The 18,800-nt window shown below is 58.4% G+C and carries 15 protein-coding genes; 6 read left to right on the top strand and 9 right to left on the bottom strand.

All coding sequences use genetic code 11. The features are described 5' to 3' along the window. Positions 1 to 602 precede the first annotated feature (602 nt). The 4 genes from NXC24_RS27910 (at position 603) to NXC24_RS27925 (ending at position 4,940) form a co-directional block, all read left to right on the top strand. A complete protein-coding gene (locus NXC24_RS27910) occupies positions 603 to 1,283 on the top strand; it encodes a sugar transferase (RefSeq protein ID WP_104826625.1) in 681 nt (226 codons plus the stop codon). Positions 1,284 to 1,449: 166 nt separating this feature from the next. Beyond that, a complete protein-coding gene (locus NXC24_RS27915) occupies positions 1,450 to 2,640 on the top strand; it encodes a polysaccharide biosynthesis/export family protein (protein ID WP_245464192.1) in 1,191 nt (396 codons plus the stop codon). A gap of 9 nt (positions 2,641 to 2,649) precedes the next feature. Beyond that, positions 2,650 to 3,942, top strand: a complete 1,293-nt coding sequence (locus tag NXC24_RS27920) for an O-antigen ligase (protein ID WP_104826627.1) — start codon at positions 2,650 to 2,652, stop codon at positions 3,940 to 3,942. Then, positions 3,939 to 4,940 carry an acyltransferase gene (locus NXC24_RS27925; RefSeq protein WP_104826628.1) on the top strand — a complete coding sequence of 334 codons (1,002 nt, stop codon included), beginning with the start codon at positions 3,939 to 3,941 and terminating at the stop codon, positions 4,938 to 4,940. Before NXC24_RS27920 ends, NXC24_RS27925 begins: the two co-directional genes overlap by 4 nt. A gap of 215 nt (positions 4,941 to 5,155) precedes the next feature. On the opposite strand, the gene NXC24_RS27930 is transcribed toward NXC24_RS27925, so the two are convergent. From NXC24_RS27930 to NXC24_RS27950, 5 genes are all read right to left on the bottom strand, one after another. Next, positions 5,156 to 6,127: an ABC transporter permease gene (locus tag NXC24_RS27930; RefSeq protein ID WP_104826629.1), complete on the bottom strand. Its 972-nt coding sequence runs from the start codon at positions 6,125 to 6,127 to the stop codon at positions 5,156 to 5,158. 39 nt (positions 6,128 to 6,166) lie between these two features. Next, positions 6,167 to 7,717 (bottom strand): sugar ABC transporter ATP-binding protein, encoded by a 1,551-nt coding sequence (locus NXC24_RS27935; protein ID WP_104826630.1) that lies wholly within the window; start codon positions 7,715 to 7,717, stop codon positions 6,167 to 6,169. A gap of 102 nt (positions 7,718 to 7,819) precedes the next feature. Further along, the gene (locus tag NXC24_RS27940) at positions 7,820 to 8,809 is read right to left on the bottom strand and encodes an ABC transporter substrate-binding protein (protein WP_104826631.1); all 990 of its coding nucleotides are present in this window, start codon (positions 8,807 to 8,809) and stop codon (positions 7,820 to 7,822) included. 214 nt (positions 8,810 to 9,023) lie between these two features. Continuing rightward, entirely contained in the window at positions 9,024 to 10,043 is a 1,020-nt protein-coding gene (locus NXC24_RS27945) for an aldo/keto reductase (RefSeq protein WP_104826632.1), read from the bottom strand. A 90-nt stretch (positions 10,044 to 10,133) separates the two neighbouring features. Then, positions 10,134 to 11,639, bottom strand: a complete 1,506-nt coding sequence (locus NXC24_RS27950; RefSeq protein ID WP_104826633.1) for an altronate dehydratase family protein — start codon at positions 11,637 to 11,639, stop codon at positions 10,134 to 10,136. A 252-nt stretch (positions 11,640 to 11,891) separates the two neighbouring features. Between NXC24_RS27950 and NXC24_RS27955 the strand changes: the two genes are divergently transcribed. Next, positions 11,892 to 12,818 (top strand): GntR family transcriptional regulator, encoded by a 927-nt coding sequence (locus NXC24_RS27955; RefSeq protein ID WP_104826634.1) that lies wholly within the window; start codon positions 11,892 to 11,894, stop codon positions 12,816 to 12,818. Between the two features lie 63 nt (positions 12,819 to 12,881). Here NXC24_RS27955 and NXC24_RS27960 read toward each other — a convergent pair whose 3' ends face one another. From NXC24_RS27960 to NXC24_RS27975, 4 genes are all read right to left on the bottom strand, one after another. Beyond that, positions 12,882 to 13,442 (bottom strand): response regulator transcription factor, encoded by a 561-nt coding sequence (locus NXC24_RS27960; RefSeq protein ID WP_311319463.1) that lies wholly within the window; start codon positions 13,440 to 13,442, stop codon positions 12,882 to 12,884. A gap of 486 nt (positions 13,443 to 13,928) precedes the next feature. Beyond that, the gene (locus NXC24_RS27965) at positions 13,929 to 14,600 is read right to left on the bottom strand and encodes a Crp/Fnr family transcriptional regulator (RefSeq protein WP_158704567.1); all 672 of its coding nucleotides are present in this window, start codon (positions 14,598 to 14,600) and stop codon (positions 13,929 to 13,931) included. A gap of 272 nt (positions 14,601 to 14,872) precedes the next feature. Further along, complete coding sequence (locus NXC24_RS27970) at positions 14,873 to 16,138, bottom strand: polysaccharide pyruvyl transferase family protein (protein ID WP_158704568.1); 1,266 nt, start codon at positions 16,136 to 16,138, stop codon at positions 14,873 to 14,875. Further along, positions 16,135 to 17,562: an O-antigen ligase family protein gene (locus NXC24_RS27975; RefSeq protein WP_104827870.1), complete on the bottom strand. Its 1,428-nt coding sequence runs from the start codon at positions 17,560 to 17,562 to the stop codon at positions 16,135 to 16,137. The genes NXC24_RS27970 and NXC24_RS27975 overlap by 4 nt, the downstream gene beginning before the upstream one ends. A gap of 174 nt (positions 17,563 to 17,736) precedes the next feature. On the opposite strand from NXC24_RS27975, the gene NXC24_RS27980 reads away from it, so the two are divergent. After that, positions 17,737 to 18,567 (top strand): glycoside hydrolase family 16 protein, encoded by an 831-nt coding sequence (locus NXC24_RS27980; RefSeq protein ID WP_245464180.1) that lies wholly within the window; start codon positions 17,737 to 17,739, stop codon positions 18,565 to 18,567. Positions 18,568 to 18,800: the final 233 nt, after the last annotated feature.

Genomic DNA, 18,800 nt, shown 5'->3' on the forward strand with positions numbered 1-18,800 from the left:
TTTAGCGCATCACCTGTTAAAACTACTCCTCCATAATACGTGCAATTGCAGTCCATCTCTTTTCACTTTCTCCATGTTTCTCATTTAAGTTGTATTGTTTGTAAGCATATACAATTATAATGATGTTAGCGATTTAGTGCAACCGATTCAGAATTTAATCAATTCAATCAACTTTTATTACAAAGTTCGGATCTCGCGGCCGCCAATATGTGCGCCGCAATATGGTGCTGCAACGCAATATTTTCGATGAAAAATCAAGATTGTGCATGAACGATCAAGAGTGAGCAAAGCCTATTCCAACAAGACCGGATGAACAAATCGGAGCTATAGCCGTTAACATTCTGTCCCGCAGCCACCCGTAACGTAAGATGCCCTTTTTCCAGCCTCTTATACAATACCTTCTTTAGTATAAATCCTATATAAGGAATGTCTAAACTTAAGAAATCTAATGCATTGGGGGTAAAACCCTGCCGCGATTCCGCATCGCCACAAAAATTTGGCTTAAAAAATCATAATCGCCACCTACACTCCTCACTGCATAGCCCTAACTAGGCGCCCGAGACATTTCCGACCAATTCGCCAACATGAATGGAGTCATCTCTATGAAGTCTGCGACGAGATCGGCCACATCGGCTTTTTTCAGCGCTCCGGAAAGCGACGTCTTTCCGCCAACAGGTGGAATCCTAAAGAGGACATTCGACGTCACAACCGCTCTGACGGCGCTGATTTTCATCAGCCCCATCTTCCTAATGCTTATGCTCCTGGTAAAGCTTTCGGATCGAGGTCCGGTCTTTTACGGACATCGCCGTATCGGACATAACGGCAAGACCTTCCGTTGCCTGAAGTTCCGCACCATGGTCGTCGATGGCGACAGGGTTCTGAAGGCCTATCTGCAGGCCAATCCCCGAGCAATGGAAGAATGGCGTGCAACACGCAAACTGCAGGACGATCCTCGCGTCACCCTTGTCGGCGCGGTGCTTCGCAAACTCAGCCTTGATGAGCTGCCGCAGCTCATCAATATCATTCGCGGTGAAATGAGCGTCGTCGGGCCGCGTCCCGTCGTCGAAGACGAGCTGGAACTCTACGAAACCTCGGCGATCTATTACCTCCAGTCCCGCCCCGGCCTGACAGGCCTTTGGCAGGTCAGCGGTCGTAACGACGTGTCCTATGCCAGCCGCGTCGCCTTCGATACGCATTACGTCAAGAACTGGTCGCTCAGCAGCGACGTGGTCATCATCGCCAAAACCATTCCTGCAGTCTGCCTATCGCGTGGCAGCTACTGATGACGAACGCAGATACCGCAGGGAAGCGCCTGCGGTTTTCCCGCTACTGCGGGCTGCAAACAAGTAACAGGGAAGATCCTGCATGATTGAAATTCAATCTCCTGGTAAGTCCGTTGGTGCGGCCACACCTTTTCGTTGCGCAGCTCTTATGCTTCTCAGCCTGTGCATGGTGTCGGGTAATGCCCGTGCCGATAATCTTCCTGGATATCACCTGGGAGTCATGGACAAGCTGCACATTCGCGTTGCCGAATGGCAGACCGCGGAGGGCTCGGTCCGCGATTGGTCGATGATATCGGGTGATTACACCGTCGGCCCCTCCGGCTCGGTTTCCATTCCCTTCATCGGGGATATGCCGGCCAGCGGCAAGACGACGGACGAAATCGCCGAAGCGATCGGCATCGGGCTGCAAAAACAATTCGGCCTGCGCGACCGGCCTTCGGCTTCCGTAGAGCTTTCGCAGTTCCGGCCCATCTATCTCACCGGCGAGATTCAGAATCCGGGCCAATTTCCATTTGTGCCCAACCTCACTGTCCTTAAGGCGGTCAGTCTTGGCGGCGGCCTGCACCGCGCTGATGCCGGCCAGCGCTTTGCCCGGGACTACATCAATGCCAAGGGCGATGCCGTCGTCCTCATGGCCGAGCGTGGGCGCTTGCTGATCCGCAAGGCGCGTCTGCTGGCGGAAGTTGCCGGCAAAGATCAGATCGATGTTCCCCCTGAGCTGCAGAAATTGCCGCAATCGGCCGACCTGCTCGCCAGCGAAGAGGCCCTGATGAAAACGCGCAGCCAGCGCATGAAGACGCAGTTGCAGGCGCTGGCAGACCTGAAAGTGCTGCTGCAAAGCGAGGTCGAGGCGCTTGGAAAGAAGACCGATACGCTAAGCCGCCAGCTTGACCTGGCCAAGGCGGACCGCGACAAGGTCGAGAGTCTGGCCGAAAGAGGGTTGGAGCTTGCCTCCCGCAGGATCTCTGCCGAACAGCGCGCCTCCGACGTGGAGACCAATCTGCTGGATACCGATACGGCATCGCTGAATGCCAAGCAGAGCATCAGCAAGGCCGACCAGGATGAAAATACGCTGCGCAACGACTGGCAAAACTCGCTCGCGCAGGATTTGCAAGACACCGATACCCAATTGGAAACACTGCAACTCAAGCTCTCCACGAGCCAGGCGTTGATGCAGGAAGCGGTCGCGCAATCGGCCGATGCCAGCAACCTCGATGCCAACGGGCAGAACGTCAACATCGTCTATACCATCGTGCGGGACGACAACGGCCAGGCGAAGGAAATTCCGGCGGAAGAGAACACCCAGGTTCTGCCGGGCGACCTCATCAAGGTCAGCACCGGTCTTGCCATGCGCTGAGGAGGGTCGATGCAGATCGCGAAATCGACCTTTATTCGTCCAGGTAGCAACGCCACCTTCGGCACGGTGGCTGTTGCCCTCTCTTTCTTTGTCTTCGCTTATTCCTCCCGTTTCGGGCAGGTCTCCATCCTTGCCTATTATGGCCTCTGGTTTCCGCTGGTGCTGGTCGGCTATCGCAGCACGCTCGGCAACTATCAAAGGCAGCTCTGGCTCTTCGCTTTCGGCGTGTTTGCCTGCCTTTCCATCTTCTGGTCTGCCGTACCCTCGATTACGTCTCGTGCTGCGATCCAGTATATGACGCATATCATTTGCGCATTGATCGCCATGCGCACGCTCGATATTCGCACGCTAACACGCGGTGCAATTGCCGGAGCGGTGCTCGTGCTGCTCTATTCGATCCTCTTCGGCTACTACGCCTATGACCCGCTCGACAACACCTACAGTTTCGTCGGCGCCTTTGATTCAAAGAACCAGCTTGGCTTCTACGCCTCGCTCGGCATTTATTTCGCCTTCGCCGCCGTCTTTATCCTCGGCGAGCGCCGCATCTGGCTGGTCGGGGCGGGCGTTTCCGGTCTGCTGTCGGCCTATTGTCTGCTGGCTTCGCAATCGGCGACCTCGGTATTGACGACGGGGTTGGTCGTCGTGCTCGGTATCGGGTTGCGGGCCATCCTGTTTTTGTCGCCTCGGCAGCGGAAGAGGCTGTTTGCCGTCTTGGCCATAACCGGTCTCGCGGTCACTGTCGCCGGCGTCAATTTCGGCGGCGTCGATCTCGTGCTCGGTGCCTTCGGCAAGGACTCGACACTGACGGGTCGTACCTATCTGTGGCAACAGGGCTTTGAAGCGGCCGCGCAGCATCCCTTTTTTGGCGTCGGTTATCAGGCCTATTGGGTGCAGGGCTTTTCCGAGCCGGAGCGGTTGTGGGACGAATTCTACATAGCTTCCCGCACCGGCTTCCATTTCCATAACACCTTCATCGAAACAACCGTCGAGACTGGCTTGATCGGCGTCTCCCTGCTCGCCGTGATGCTGCTCACCGCCCTCGTTGGCCATCTCAAGCGATTTTTGAACGACATTAGAAACGATGAATCCTATGTCTTGATCGGCATTGCGACGCTGCTTCTGATCCGCGCCTTCGTCGAGATCGACATTCTCAATCCCTACCAGATCGGCTCGTTCCTGTTTTACTTCACCGCGGGCAAGCTGACGATGAAGACGCGGGCGCCGAAGGCCGCCCCGCTCATTCCCGACGATCGGATGGAGTTTACGCCATCGATGAATTGGGAGCCGCGGATCAGCAGATGAAGACCCTCTACGGCATTCAATATCTGCGCGGCTTTGCCGCTCTCGCCGTGGTCCTGTTCCACGCCGCAGAGCGCACCGGCAGCCATTTCCGCATTGGGGCGGCTGGCGTCGACGTCTTTTTCGTCATCAGCGGTTTCATCATGTGGACGATGAGCGAGCGCCGGCCGGTGACGCCATTGCGTTTCCTGCTCGATCGCTTGCAGCGCATCGCCCCGTCTTACTGGATCGTCACCAGCATCATGATCGCGGGTGGGCTTGCCGGCCTGTTTCCGAATATGAAGCTGACGGCCGGGCATGTCTTAGGCTCGCTGTTCTTCATCCCCGTGCGCTCGCCGAGCAATGGAGAGATCTGGCCGGTTCTCGTGCAGGGATGGACGTTGAATTTCGAGATGTTCTTCTACGTCATCTTCGCCGCGACCTTGCTGTTGCCGCGCCGTCTGCAGCTTGCCAGCATGGCCGCCATCTTCCTCGCCTTCGTCCTCGCCGGCAACATTTTCAATCCGCAATCCTCCCTGTTTATCACCTATACGCAGCCAATCATCCTGGAGTTCGTCGCCGGTGCAGTCCTTGGCCGGCTGTGGCTAGCGGGGAGAACACCCGGCGCCGGCCTTGGCCTTGCCTTGGCGATCGCCGCCTTGTCGGGTTTTGCCGCCATCGAGCTTATCGGCCTCGACTTCAATGAAGTGACCTGCGCACCGCTCGCCGTGGCGCTCGTGCTTGGCGTGGTATCGCTAGAGAGAAGCGGTAAGCTGCCAAATATTCCGCTGCTCACCTATCTCGGCAACAGCTCCTATTCGATCTATCTCTGGCACACGCTGGCGATCTCGGTGGTCATCAAAATGGTTGCGTCCACGCAGATGCCCTACGACGTCGCGACGTTCCTCGGCGTCATCTCGGGTACCTTACTCGGCATCTGCGCCTACGAAGCGGTCGAAAAGCCGCTCCGCAATCTGTTGAGGAACTTGAGCTGGCAAAGGTCACGCCCATCGCCGGCGTGATCGATGCTCAAACCTTAGTCTCAATCTGATGCCGGATGTCATTCGCTAGGGGATGCAAATCCCTCGATGTCGAGGGGCCGAGGAGCTATAGCCCATGCCGTCGCTCGCCTAGGTGACGCTGGTAGCCGCATCTTCGAAATGTTTGACCACGTGATGCCAACGTGAATCGGCGAGCCATTCGGCCCGCCGACACTATTATTCGATTTTGACAGTCCTCAGAGACGCCGCCGCCGCAACTGATCGAAATAGACGATCACGATAATCAGCACGCCGGTGATGATGCGCTGCCAGAAGGAATTCAGGTTCAGCAGGTTGGCGCCGTTGTTGATGGTGGCGAGGATGAAGGCGCCGATCAGTGGGCCGTAGACGGAGCCGACGGCACCGAAAAGGCTGGTGCCGCCGATGACCGAAGAGGCGATTGCCTGCAATTCCCAGCCATCCGCCTGCGTCGCATTGCCAATGGCGATGCGCGAGGCGAGCAGGACACCGACGAAAGCGGCGCAGGTGCCTGACAAAATATAGGCGAGGTAGATCATCCAGGTGACGTTTACGCCGGAGAGGCGCGCGGCTTCGCGGTTCGAACCGACGGCGAAGAGATAGCGGCCCCAGCGGCTGAGATGCAGGAAGATGAAAGCCGGTATCGCCACGAGGATGACCATCCAGAACAGGCTCGGAATCCCCAAGAAATCGGCGACGGCGAAATTGGTGAAATCGTCGTTGACGATGTTGATCGTCGAGCCGTTGGTGATGAGCAGGCCGATGCCGCGCAGGGACGTCAATGTCGCCAGCGTGATGATGAACGGCGGCAGGCCCATGCGGACGATGCCGAAGGCGTGGAATGCACCGATCAGCACGCCGAAGGCCAGCGTAATGAGAATGGCGGCGGAAACCGGAAATCCGGCCTGCAGCAGCCAGGCGATGATAACGGTGCAGAAGCCGACAATGGCGCCGACGGATAGGTCGATGCCCGCCGTGATGATGACGAAGGTTTGACCGAGGGCCAGGATCGCCGTCATCGAGCCCTGGCGCATCAGGTTGGTGATGTTGAGCGGCGTCCAGAATTTGTCGGTCCAAAAGCCCAGGACGACCCAAAGAGCAAGTAGAAGAAGGATTAGCGTCAAGCTGAAGAGGATATTCATCTTGCGCCGCGGTGCGACGGTGGGGCCTTCTGTAGTATTTGCGGCCATTGTTGTTCTCCCTCTTTCTATTCTTATCTTATGTGTCGTTCAGACGCCGATCGCCTCGCCGAGGACTTCCTCGTGCGTGGCAGCGTGAAAATCATGGCTGGCGACGAGCTGGCCGCGGCGGAAGACATGGAGCTGGTCGGCGAGCTCGTAGACCTCCGGTAGGTAGGAGGAGATGACGATGATGCCCGCGCCACCCCGCAAGAGCTTGGCGAACAACCGGTAGATCTCCGCCTTGGTGCCGACATCGACGCCCACGGTCGGCTCGTCGAAAATGAAGAGCTTGGCGCCGTGGCTGAGCCACTTGCCAATGACGACCTTCTGCTGGTTGCCGCCAGACATGGCTGAAACGAGAACCCGCCGGCTCGGCGTCTTGATGCTGAGATCGCGGATCTGCCGATCGGCATTGGCCGCTTCGCTGCTATTGTTGATGATAGGCCCCTGGCTCAGTCGCTTAAACACCGGCAAGTTGATATTGAGTCCGATCGGCAGGTTGAGGCAAAGCCCCTGATCGCGGCGGCTTTCCGGCGCGAGCGCAATACCGAGGTCCATGGCATCCCGTTCGCTGCGAATATCGACCTTCCGGCCGTGCCAGTAGATCTCGCCCGCCGACAGCGGCTGACGGCCGTAAAGCCCAAGCGCGAATTCGCTGCGGCCGGCGCCGATCAAGCCATAGAGCCCGACGATCTCGCCGGCCCGGACGCTCAGTGAGACATTTTCAAAGCCGGGACCGGAGAGACCGCGGGTTTCCAGGATGGTCTCGCCGATCGGGATCTCTTCCTTATGATAGATCTGCTCGATCGAGCGGTTGATCATCAGCTTGATCAACTCGTCCTCATTGGTCTCGCCGACCGCGCGCGTGCCGACATGGGTGCCGTCACGCAAGACCGAGACACGGTCCGCCAGTTCGAAGACCTCTTCCATACGGTGGCTGATATAGACGATGGTGACGCCCTCGGCCTGCAGGCGGCGGATCAGCTTGAAGAGCTGCGCGGATTCTTTGCGGGTAAGGTAAGCCGTCGGCTCGTCGAAGATCAGGAATTGGGTACCGCGCATTGCGGCGCGGGCGGTGGCCACGAGCTGCTGCTGGCCGATGGTGAGCGAGCTTAGCAGCGCGGCTGCCGGCAGGCCAAAGCCAAGATCGTCAAGCACGGTCTGCGCCAGCTTCTCCATCTGCTTCTTGCGCATCAGCCCCAAGCGATTGACCTCATCGCCAAGAAAAAGATTGGCCGCGACGGTCAGATGGGGGCAGAGCACCACCTCCTGATGCACGGCATTGATGCCGCGGGCGATCGCCTCGTTCGGATTGGAAAGTCCGACCGGATGACCGCACCAGAATATTTCACCCGCCGTCCTGGTGATGACGCCGGTCAGGAGTTTGATAAGCGTCGACTTCCCCGCGCCGTTTTCGCCGACAATGGCGTGGATCTCGCCCGCCAGGAAGGTGATCGTCGCGGGCTTCAGCGCCTCGACATAGCCATAGCGCTTCTGCAGGCCTCTGAGTTCGAGGATGGGCGAACCCGCCGGAACGCGGTTTGCTTCCGTCCGGATATTGTCATCGTGTCGATGACTGATCTCTTCGAGGTTCGTCATGGCTCTCCTCCCTTAACCGATCACTCGCTCCGTTCGTCTCCGCAAACGAAGCTGGAATGAAAACAGGCCGCGCCCGGCCTCCCAGGCGCGACCCTCAGCTGGTTACTTGACCTTCGGATTGATCAAGGCGTCGATCTTCGGATCGCTCATATTCGCCTTGGTCACGAGGTTTGCGCCGGTGTCGACATTAGCCTCGACCTTTTCCTTCTTGGAGGCGGCGAGCGCCGTCTTGATGCCGTCATAACCCATGCGATAGGGGTCCTGGACGACGAGGCCGGCGAGAACGCCGGACTTCAGGAAGCCGACCGTCTTGTCGTCATTGTCGAAGCCGATGACCTTGATCTTGTCGCCGAGCTTGTTTTCGGCAATCGCTTGGCCGACGCCCTGCGCCATGATCAGGTTCGAGGCGAAGACGCCGACAAGCTTCGGATTGGCCGTGATCAGGTCGGTCATGATGTTGAGGCCGGTCGTGGCCTGACCGTCGGCATATTTATCGGCGACGACCTTCAGGCCGGGATACTTGCTCTTGATCTCGTCCAGGAAGCCCTGGCGGCGCTGGTCGAGCGAGCCGACACCCGGCAGGCTGGTGATGATGGCAACTTCGCCTTCTTCCTTGCCGGTCATACCCTTGATCGCTGCGGCAAGACCGTCAGCGGCGATGCGCCCGCCGGCCGTATTGTCGGTCGTCAGGAAGGATACGAAGGCTTTGGAATCGGCGGCCGAGTCGATGCCGACCACTGGCACGGACTTCGCGGCCTCATCCACCGGCTTGCCGAGTGCCTTGCGTTCGGTCGGCGCGATCACGACGGCTGCCGGTTTGCCGGCAACGGCGTTTTCGAGAATGCTGATCTGACCGTTGATGTCGGATTCCGACTGGGCGCCGAGTTCCGGCACCTTGACGCCAAGATCCTTGCCCGCCTGGCGAGCGCCGGCAAGAACGATCTGCCAGTAGAAGGATGTCGTATCCTTGACGATGATCGGGATGGTCACATCGGCCGCAAAGGATTGCACCGGCATGGCGACGGCAATGATCGCCGCGCCGGCAAGACCGGCAAAAGTGCGGCGGGACAGAAGGGATTTGGCGATGTTCATTGATTTCTCCTCTCAACGCGCTCTGCTCCTGCATACCGGCCGTTGAACGCTTGCGGCTCGGTATCGTGAGCCCTGACGGGCTCACGCATCGCGGAGATGTTCGTTGCGCAATCCTCATATTTTTCGGGACCACGCGGTACCATCCACGCCAAAACAGGCTTTCCTCCTCCTCGGAGCCGCCTCTCGCGGCGGCCCGATAGCTCCTTATTCTTTTTCAAACCCGGACAGCTTCGTCTCCCAAGGGTGGCGCGACCAGGGTCAATCCTTCGAATTCCGCATAGAAGCTGGCCGGAAGCTCAGGCTCCACGAGCTGCATATTGCGGATGAGACTTTCCGGTTTCGCCGTGCCGATCAGCACCGAAGCCACCGACGGATGGCGAAGCGGAAACTGGATCGCCGGTGCGGCAAGCGGCAAGTCATGGCGGCGGGCGATATCTTCCATCGTCTTGACCTTGGCCAGAACATCCGCTGTCGCCGGAAGATAATCGAAATGCGCGCCGGGCACGGGGCCGGTCGCCAGAATGCCGGAATTGAAGACGCCGCCAACCACAAGCGACGTGCCCTTCTTCTCGCAGAGCGGCAGCAGCTCGGCCACCGCCGAACGGTCGAGCAGGGTATAGCGGCCGGCAAGAAGAATGCAGTCGATGTCGGCCTCATGCATGACGTCGAGGCAGACAGGCACTTCATTGACGCCGAGGCCATAAGCCTTGATCGCGCCCGAGGACTTCAGCTCCTCCAATGCCTTCAGCCCGGAGCCCAGGAGCTGGCCGAGGTGATATTCATTCAGCGCCTTGCCGTGGGTGTAGCCGCCAATATCGTGGACGTAGAGAATGTCGATGCGGTTGAGGCCGAGGCGGGCATAGCTGAAGTCGACCGACCGCATGATACCGTCGTAGGAATAATCGTAATCCGCATCGAAGGGCAGGGGGTCGACATAGCCGTAGTTCGGGACCTTGTCGCTCGCAACCGGCCGCATCAGCCGCCCGACCTTGGTCGAAAGGACATAGCTGTCTTCCGGCTGGTCGCGCAGGAAATCGCCGACGCGGCGTTCACCGAGACCGAAGCCGTACCAAGGCGCAACATCGAAATAGCGGATGCCGCTATCCCACGCCGCCTGCAGGGTGTTCATGGCCTGGTCACGTGGGCAGGTGCGGTAAAGACCGCCGAGCGCTGCGGCCCCGAAGCTGAATTCGGTGACCTCCAGGCTTGTCCTGCCGATTCTTCTTCTCTTCATCACCTCTCCCTTGTGATGACTGTCGTTCGGTTCCGCCGCACCTGGCTCATCGAGGAGCCTGGGCGCCGCGGCATGGCATGCACTGCTTGTCTAAAGCGTCGCTCCGAGATGCCACGGCACGAATTCGTTGTCGCCATAGCCGAAGGCTTCACTTTTCGTCTTCTTGCCCGATGCGATCTCGATGATTAGTTCGAAGATCTCACGGCCCTTGCCTGATATCGTTGCCTCGCCGGTGGCAATGGTACCGCAATCGATATCCATGTCCTCTTCCATGGAATGGTAAAGCGCCGAATTGCTCGACAGCTTGAATGATGGCGCCGGACGAGAGCCGAAACAACTGCCGCGGCCGGTCGTGAAGGCGATCATGTTCGCTCCGCCCGCCACTTGGCCGGTTGCCGAAACTGGATCATAACCGGGCGTGTCCATAAAGACGAGGCCATGGTCCGTTACCCGTTCGGCGTAACTGTAGACGGCGGTCAGCTGCGAGCGCCCGCCTTTGGCGACAGCGCCGAGCGACTTTTCCAGAATGGTCGTAAGCCCGCCGCGCTTGTTGCCGGGTGAGGGGTTGTTGTCGAGCGAGGCGCCGTGCATGGCGACATATTTTTCCCACCAGTCGATCTTCGCATCGAGTTTGGCGGCGACTGAGTCGCTAACCGCGCGGCTGCGCAGCAAATGCTCCGCACCATAAATTTCGGAGGTCTCTGACAGTATCGCTGTGCCGCCCGCAGCCGCCAGCAAATCGGCCGCGGCACCCAGCGCCGGATTGGCGGTGATGCCAGAGAAACCATCGGAGCCGCCGCATTGCAGGCCGACGATGATCTCGCTGATCGAGATGGGCTCGCGACGGGCCTGACCCACTTCCTCAGCGATCTCCTTCAGGACACCCATGGCAAGCGCCACGGCACGGCGCGAGCCGCCGGCATCCTGAATGTTGAAATGCCGCTTGCTGGCGCCGGCGCCGCTCTGGCCATAAAGCGTGAGCTGGTTGACCTCGCAGCCGAGGCCGATCATCAGCACCCCGCCGAAATTCACATGACGGGTGTAGCCGGCAAGCGTGCGATGCAGCGTCTGCATGCCGTCGCCGGTCGAACTCATGCCACAACCCTGGTCGTGGACGATCGGCACAAAACCATCGATGCCGTCATAATGGGGCAGGAGCGTCCGGTTTGCCTCTTCTGCAATGGCGCGGCAAACCGTTGTGGAACAGTTCACGCTGGCAATGATGCCGATATAGTTGCGCGTTGCCGCCCGGCCGTCGGCACGGCGAAAGCCCATGAACGTCCGAGCCTTGTCGGCCTCAGTTGCTGCTTCCGGCGCCGCGTTGGCGGTCGCAGCAAGGCGATCATTTTCGAAGTGAAGGTTATGGCTGTGGACATGATCGCCAGCCTTGACCTCGGCCGTCGTGCGGCCAATTGCCTGGCCGTATTTCACGACGGGCATGCCGATGGCGATGTCTTGAATGGCGAACTTATGGCCGGGATCGATCTTGTCGCGTGTCACAACCCCATTGGCGACCGTAGCACCAGCCGCAATCGCGGCCGTCGCCACCGCAACATTGTCGCCTTCCGACAGAAGGATCCAAGGTTGGCTGTTCAATGTCCTCTCCCTGAACAATCTTGTTTTTCGGCGTTGGCTTGGAGGCCATTGCCGATTGATTTTGTTTTTTATCTACAATAAACATTTTGGTGTCAACGAGGAAATCGCTCACCAACCTGGGAGGAGGTCGGGCGCGACAGGAGAGGACACGACCGCGGCGCATCCGGCGGGATTCCCGAATTTGACTGCCACTCGAGCATGGGTCAGACATCGCCGTCGACGTGGAGCCGCGGACTATAAAAGAGGGGGAAAATGGCGAGACAAAACACGCTCTTCAAGGATGCGTATAATCGCTATGTCGCCGGACTGAAGCTGGACGCCGCCTTGCCGACCGAGCCTGAAATCGCTGCCGAGCTTGGCATTAGCCGCAGCACGGCGCGCGCCATTCTGCTGCGTCTAAGTGACGCTGGCATCATCCGCTGGAACAAGCGGCAGAAGACCGTGCTGCGTCAGCCGACCGAAGCCGATTTCTTTCCGGAAGAAGAGACCAATTCGCTGCACGACATCATCGAGCGAAGCTTCATGCTGCGCATCCTCTCCGACGAAGCGCAGCCCGGAATGCAGATCAACGAATTGGAGCTGGCGCGCGAAATCGGCACGGGAACGTCTGTCGTGCGCGAATTCCTCATCCGCTTCAGCCGCTTCGGTCTGATCGAAAAGCGGCCGAACAGTCATTGGATCCTGAAGGGGTTTACCAGCGAATTCGCTCTGGAGCTTGCCGAGGTGCGCGAAATGTTCGAGCTGCATTCGGCTGCCGAGTTCGGGCGCCTGCCGGCAGGGCATCCGGCCTGGGCCGCTCTGGCGGCCATCAAGCAAGAGCACTATGACTTGCAAGAGGATTTCGACGCGCGTTATCGCGATTTCTCGCAGCTCGACGAGCGCTTTCACCTTCTCATCCATCGCGCCTCCAACAACCGCTTCATCGCCGATTTCTACGACGCGATCGCCATCGTTTTTCACTATCACTATCAGTGGAACAAGGCCTTCGCTCGAGAGCGCAATGCGCGCGCCATCACCGAACATCTCGATTATATCGAGGCGTTGCAATCCCGCGATCTGGAGCGGATCGACAGGGCTTGCCGCACCCATCTTGCCTCGGCGCGACAGACGCTGCTGCAATCCATTCCGCAGAATTCAAGCGAGGCTGTAGGTTCAAGCGTTCCGAATATTCGAGGTTAAAAAATATTTCGCCAGCGCCGCGTTTAAACGGCACCGGCGAAGCTTGTTGGCGCGAAGCTGATACTATCTCACGAATTCCCTGATCTTGTAGGCGACTTCCGTCCGGTTCGTCGCATTCAGTTTCTTCATGATATTGCGGATATGTACTTTGACCGTGCTTTCGCAAAGGTCCATTTCATAGGCGATGATCTTGTTGGCCTTGCCGCGCCGAAGAGCTTCGGCGACGACGACTTCACGCGGCGTAAACAGACTGTCGGCGCAGCGTGTTCCGCTGGTTACAGAGGCGATGACCTCCTTGGCAGCGAGAATGCTGCTGGCCGGCACGAACACGCCGCCTGCACGGGCGAGCGCTACGGCTTCGGCGGCGACATTGATTCCGACGCTGGTCGGGATGTAACCGCGAGCGCCGCATTCCAGCGCTTTGAGAAGTTGCGCAAGTTCGTCGCTCTCAGCCCCGACAATAACGGGGCTTGCCTTGAACCTCTCCGCAAGGGCGGAGATCTTATCGCAGACGTCTGCATCCGAAACCTTGCGTCCGCCGATCATGAAAAGAATTGCGGACGGTTCGCTCTGCATACGGCGCTTCTGCCATTCTTCGAATGATCCGACGGTGACGATATTCATGCTTTCGTCATATTCCGTCAGGCTCCGGGACAGGCATTCCCTGTCCAAAGCTCGGGCATCGATTAGGAGAAGATAGTCCTCGCATTCGTCGGTGCTTACCGCGCCTGCCGCGGTGAAAGCCCGCAATGAATCCGACGCGCGGACTGAAATAAGACGGGTTGCTGTTTCTGTCCCAAATTTCTCATTCGCTAAAGACTGCCTGTCCATGGCCGTTACTCCTTACTCCACACTTGGCCTCTATTCTTCAGAATCCATATGAGTAGGTATTATTTCAAAGTAACTGAATAGATATACCGAACCAAACCGATAAATTTCGTGTTGACTCATAGCATTCCTCCTGTCCTTGAAATGTAACTTACCTGATCACAAGAAGGATAATCGCTGATTCTATTTAGTCGGACATTAACATATGTTAATAAAGTCTAAAAATATTCGCCTCACGATTGTTATCGACTTGAAATAACGCGAGCGCGCTCGCGCCGGGCTTTAAATCATATGCGGCGTGAAATAGGTTTCGTCGAAATCGACGAGTTCCGCGAGCTTGTGGCGGTCGAGAAATTCGACGATGCCATTGCGGAACGACAAAAGTCCGCCCAACCTCATATCCCTGAGGACGCGGTTGATATGTACCGTCGACAGGCCGACGGCATCGCCGATATCGGCTTGCGTCAGCGGGCATTCGAAACCATCGAAGTTCGGCTTTAGCCGCAACGGACCAAGCCGGGTCGCCAGCTCGAGCAGCAGGTGGCCAGTGCGCTCCAGAGCGTCACGGCGGCCGATATTAGCGAGCCGCTCGGACATGCGCGCCTGCCGCCGCATCATCTCGGTGAGTACGATGCGATAGAGTCGCGAAGAAACGTCCAGGGTTGTATGGGAGGTGAAATCCGGGAATTCCATGACGGTGACTTTGGAGAGAGCCTGTACCGTCTCGCGCGCCAGTTCTACCGAAGGAGTGGAGATCATGTCACCACGGAGCGCAAACTCGATGACGATGCGCGTGCCGTTTGGCAGCATCTTGCTGGAAACCGCCCATCCGCTGACGAGAAAAAGAAGACGCGGCGTATCGTCGTCATAATCGTAGATGGTTTCACCGGGGGCATATGTGCGCGGAATGCCGCCCGTCAGTTCTGATTTCTGACGATATAGATCAGGACTCACGGCCTGTTGTAGACGCCCTATGGAAACCTGCGTTGTCATACGTGCCCCCGAACCAAATACCATATCGGGAAGGTTCTCAATAACCTGTCCCTTGAAGGTATATCACGTTACGTATGGCAAGTATATAGCACGCAACTTTCGGCGTGGCTCGTAGTCTATATTGCTTATGTGAATTCTCTTCGAAATCACGCGGCGGTTAATTTGCCTGTCATATGATTAAAGCATCTAACATCGCTCATTATACATGGTAATTACCCCGGAATTTCTTAGTATTAATTCGACGCCGTTGCGCGATGATCATTTCGTATTACGGATGACATCTCGGCGGCGATATTCTGATCCCTCCGGGTGAGATTCCGACGCATATCGGCAATTCCAGCTTCTGCCTCGGCCATAATCACCCGATGGTAGTGCGATTCGATTCCTTCCGAATCAGCCGCCCTTAACAATCGGGCAATATCGGATACCGACGTCCCACTGCCGTTGAGGAAGTAGGACTGCCGGCCAACCGATCGGAAGAAGCCCTCGACCTTCTTGTCCCAGCCCAGCCCGACATGAGGAATCCCCAGGGAATAGGCGGCGATACAGGCATGCAGCCGATGGGCAAGGATGACATTGGCCGACCGAAGGATCCGAATCAGCTCTTCCGGCGCGCGTGGACGCGGGGCGAGCTGCAGCGCGCCGGATAGGGCGAGACGGTGCATCAGGACCTCGTCCATTATTCGTTGGGCGAAGATCTGGTCCTCGCTGGCGCCGTTGCAGAACAAGCACACGCGATATCCATCCTGCACCAACAGTCGAATGAGATCCCGATATTCGGCGATGTCCTGCAGCGGAATGGCAGAGGCCTTCTGGCTGGCATGCCGTTGCAGAATGACCGGCTCCGTCACGCACAGGCCGATGATTGGCCGGCGCTTCGGCGACGCTGGACTGTAATCATCACTGACGAGCGTCCGAGCGAGCAATCCTGGATCGTGAACGACCGTCGCTTCCGGCCCATTAGGAAAGTGCCGGCGCCAACTGTCTTGGGCGAAGCTGTCGCGCACCGAGAGGTGGACGAGATTGGTCTGCTTCAGCCGGCCAAAGAGGCGCGCCGCCGGTGCGGACCAATGGCCGCTGACACCGACTGCATAGATCGCCAATGGCCGATTGTGGCGCCGGACGCTATCGAGCACGGTGCCGACCTTCAGGGGAAAATTGAGATCGTCATCTTGAAAGAGATTGCCGCCGCCAATCACCACCGCATCCGCAGCGGCGATCTTGGCATCCCATCGGCCTCGCAATTTCCGAAGCGAGCGCCCGAGAACATAGCCTACGGCCCAACGCCGTGCGAAGGCGGGCAGCCGGTGCAGCACCTTCAGAGCCTGCTGACGCCGGCCGCTTCCTCCGCTCGTCCCGAAACCTTCCCGTCCGGCGAGATCGATCGTCTCCACCTCGATATGGCCGCCTTCCTTGGTCAGCCCAGCCTCGACGCATTGCGCCAGCAGACCGTCTCCAAGATTTTCGCTGTATTTGACGTTGAATACGACAATCTTCACGGCAATCTCCCGACAGCACTAATTTGCCGCATGCGCGCCACCGGCGCGTCGTTCGTGCGCACCAGAGTTGGGACCGTGAGGGCGGAGACGCTGCCTGCGAGAATGTAGAACATCAATCCGAGATCATAGACGGTGCCCGACGTGGCCGCGGACACCAGCACGGTGATGAACCCGGCCTTCGCGGCCCGGGCAACGGCCGCGGCTTCCCGGGATGGCAGGTTCCTGGCCCGGGTATCGGCTTTCAGGATCAGCAGCACGAAGAGCGCAAAGATCAGCGCGCCGGGAATGCCGAGATTGGAAAGCAGCACGAGGCCGAAGCTCGATGCACGCGCGCTGCCCAGTCCCGCGCCGAAGCCTTGGGTGTCGATGAATGTCTGATAGGCCATGGAATTCCACATGAAGCGTTCGCGACCGGACTGGCTGTCGGCTTTCGAGAACAGCATCTCGTCGAGGAAGTCGTGCAAGCCGTTGGCAAGATCGGGCATGGCGATCAGAACGAAGAGAATGACAAGCGGCATTGCCGCCATGATGGCGACGATCATGACGGGCCGCCCGGTGCCTGGTTCGTTGCGCGAAGCCAGGAAAGATTGCAGGCAAAGCACCGGCAGGACCAGGCCAAGGCCGACGAGGGCTGTCGCCGATGTCGAGAGGATCAGGGCCACCAGAAGCAGGCCGGCGATAATGCCGGTCGCGCGGGATCTGATGCCGCTTAGCCATAGACTGGCCGTCATCGCAAAAAGCACGAGCGTGAAATCTGCAAAGGCCGACGCTTCAGGAAATGTCCCCGAGATCCGCTTCAGTCCGCCTTTCTCGGCGTTGGTCAGCAGCGCATAGTTGGCGGTTCGCACGAAACCGAGAAGGAATTCCGTGTGGCTGAAATACGTAATAATGTCAGCAAGGGCGAAACCGAGATTGACGCTGGCGACCACCAGCATTCCATTGATCAGATTGGTGGGAGTGCCGCCTTTGCGAATGAAGGCGAAAGTGGCCGCAAAGCAGACGAGGCCACCAATCGCATAGACGGATTGAGTGATATTGTTTGACGAAAACTTCAGCGGCACCAGCGAAATGAAGTTGCGCCCGCCTACCGCCCGCTCGACGGTCATCGTCTCCGTCATGCCCTGGAACAGCCTTGGGAAAAAGACGGCTGTTGCCAAGCCGAAGAGGGTCAGCACCAGAAGGCAGAAACCGGGACGCGGCGGCGCCAAGGCAGCAAAGAGCGGTCCTTCGCCATAGGCCAGGAACAAGCGCATGCCGAAGAACAGCAGAAAAAGGCTCGGCACCAGAACCGATGCGCCGCCAAGGCCCGGCACGCTGAAGGCGGCAGCCGCGCCGAACACCGTAGACAGGATCATGACGGTAAACGACCATCGAACGGGCGCAGCCAGCATGGCCACGCCGACGACAAACGTTAGTAAACCCATGAAATTCATATGCCGTCCGCTCCGAAATATCGTCTATTTCATCAGGACAAAAACTATCACGGCGCCGGCTGGCTTGTATTTCCGCCGCGCTTAAGCCCTTTGGGGTACCGCATAAACCGAAATGGGTTCTGTACCGGATAGGCGCCGCCGCGTTAGCGTCAGAGCATGGATCACTTGTTCAAACATAGACGATCATGGTCGATCGGCCGCCGCGGATTTCTGCGTGCAGGCTTTGGCGCCACGCTTGCATTGCTCGGCAGCGATCTTGCCGCGCAAGCGGGCGACACGGGAGACGCGCTCGACATCAGCAATATGACGCTGACCTTCGAGGATAATTTCGATAGCCTCAGCGTCTCACCCTGGGGGCCGGGCACCCGCTGGATCGCGCACACACCCTGGAACGGCGATTTCGGCGGCGCGCGCTTTACCGACCCCAAGGGCGATTTCCCCTTCAAGACGGAAGACGGTATGTTGCGCATCACGGCGGCGCGCGACGGCAAAGGCGAGTGGCGCTCCGGTCTGCTCGCTTCGGTCGATGCGAAGGGCAACGGCTTTTCACAGGAATACGGCTATTTCGAAATGCGCGCCCGCTTGCCGGACGGCCCCGGTGTCTGGCCGGCCTTCTGGCTGATCGGCAAGGACCGCTCGAAATCCACGGCCGAAATCGATGTCATCGAATATTATGGCGACAAGCCGGGCGCCTATTCCTCCACTGTGCATGTCTGGCACCGCGGCGGCAAGCATGAGTCCGATTTTTCGCGCATCAATGTCTATGAAACGACAAGCCCGACGGACATGCATACCTACGGCGTAAAGATCGATACCGATTTCATACGCATGTATTTCGACGGCAAATTCGTTTGGAAGACCAAAGTCCTGCCGGAACATCGCCAGCCGATGTATATTCTTTTGAATCTGGGCATCGTCGACAGCGTCACCAAAATGGTCGCCCCGGATCCCTGCTTCATGTTTGTCGATTATGTCAGGGCCTATCAATTCAAATAGGCGCCTGGCCTTGGTGCATTTTCTCTGCAGAGGCGCCCCGTAGCCTGCACTCCTTAATATGCGCGGAAATAAAGAATCTTCCTTTTGAGGCGGGGTGCGTTCGCACGACCCGCCCGGTCTCCTTCGCCCGTAATGCTTTTGGCCAGCTCGCGGCCGCCTCGGCGGCCTCCTCCGACGAAATGTCTACGTCGGCTAAGGCTTAAGACTTTCGTGGAGGAGGGCAGTCATCCCAA

Origin of the sequence: Rhizobium sp. NXC24, assembly GCF_002944315.1 — a bacterium.
Lineage (GTDB): Bacteria > Pseudomonadota > Alphaproteobacteria > Rhizobiales > Rhizobiaceae > Rhizobium.

Bases quoted from the DNA above. Each gene is read 5' to 3' on its own strand.
- NXC24_RS27940 (WP_104826631.1), bottom strand. From the start codon at position 8,809: ATGAACATCGCCAAATCCCTTCTGTCCCGCCGCACTTTTGCCGGTCTT.
- NXC24_RS27945 (WP_104826632.1), bottom strand. From the start codon at position 10,043: ATGAAGAGAAGAAGAATCGGCAGGACAAGCCTGGAGGTCACCGAATTC.
- NXC24_RS27975 (WP_104827870.1), bottom strand. From the start codon at position 17,562: ATGGGTTTACTAACGTTTGTCGTCGGCGTGGCCATGCTGGCTGCGCCC.
- NXC24_RS27955 (WP_104826634.1), top strand. From the start codon at position 11,892: ATGGCGAGACAAAACACGCTCTTCAAGGATGCGTATAATCGCTATGTC.
- NXC24_RS27930 (WP_104826629.1), bottom strand. From the start codon at position 6,127: ATGGCCGCAAATACTACAGAAGGCCCCACCGTCGCACCGCGGCGCAAG.
- NXC24_RS27910 (WP_104826625.1), top strand. From the start codon at position 603: ATGAAGTCTGCGACGAGATCGGCCACATCGGCTTTTTTCAGCGCTCCG.
- NXC24_RS27925 (WP_104826628.1), top strand. From the start codon at position 3,939: ATGAAGACCCTCTACGGCATTCAATATCTGCGCGGCTTTGCCGCTCTC.
- NXC24_RS27960 (WP_311319463.1), bottom strand. From the start codon at position 13,442: ATGAATATCGTCACCGTCGGATCATTCGAAGAATGGCAGAAGCGCCGT.
- NXC24_RS27935 (WP_104826630.1), bottom strand. From the start codon at position 7,717: ATGACGAACCTCGAAGAGATCAGTCATCGACACGATGACAATATCCGG.
- NXC24_RS27920 (WP_104826627.1), top strand. From the start codon at position 2,650: ATGCAGATCGCGAAATCGACCTTTATTCGTCCAGGTAGCAACGCCACC.
- NXC24_RS27915 (WP_245464192.1), top strand. From the start codon at position 1,450: ATGGTGTCGGGTAATGCCCGTGCCGATAATCTTCCTGGATATCACCTG.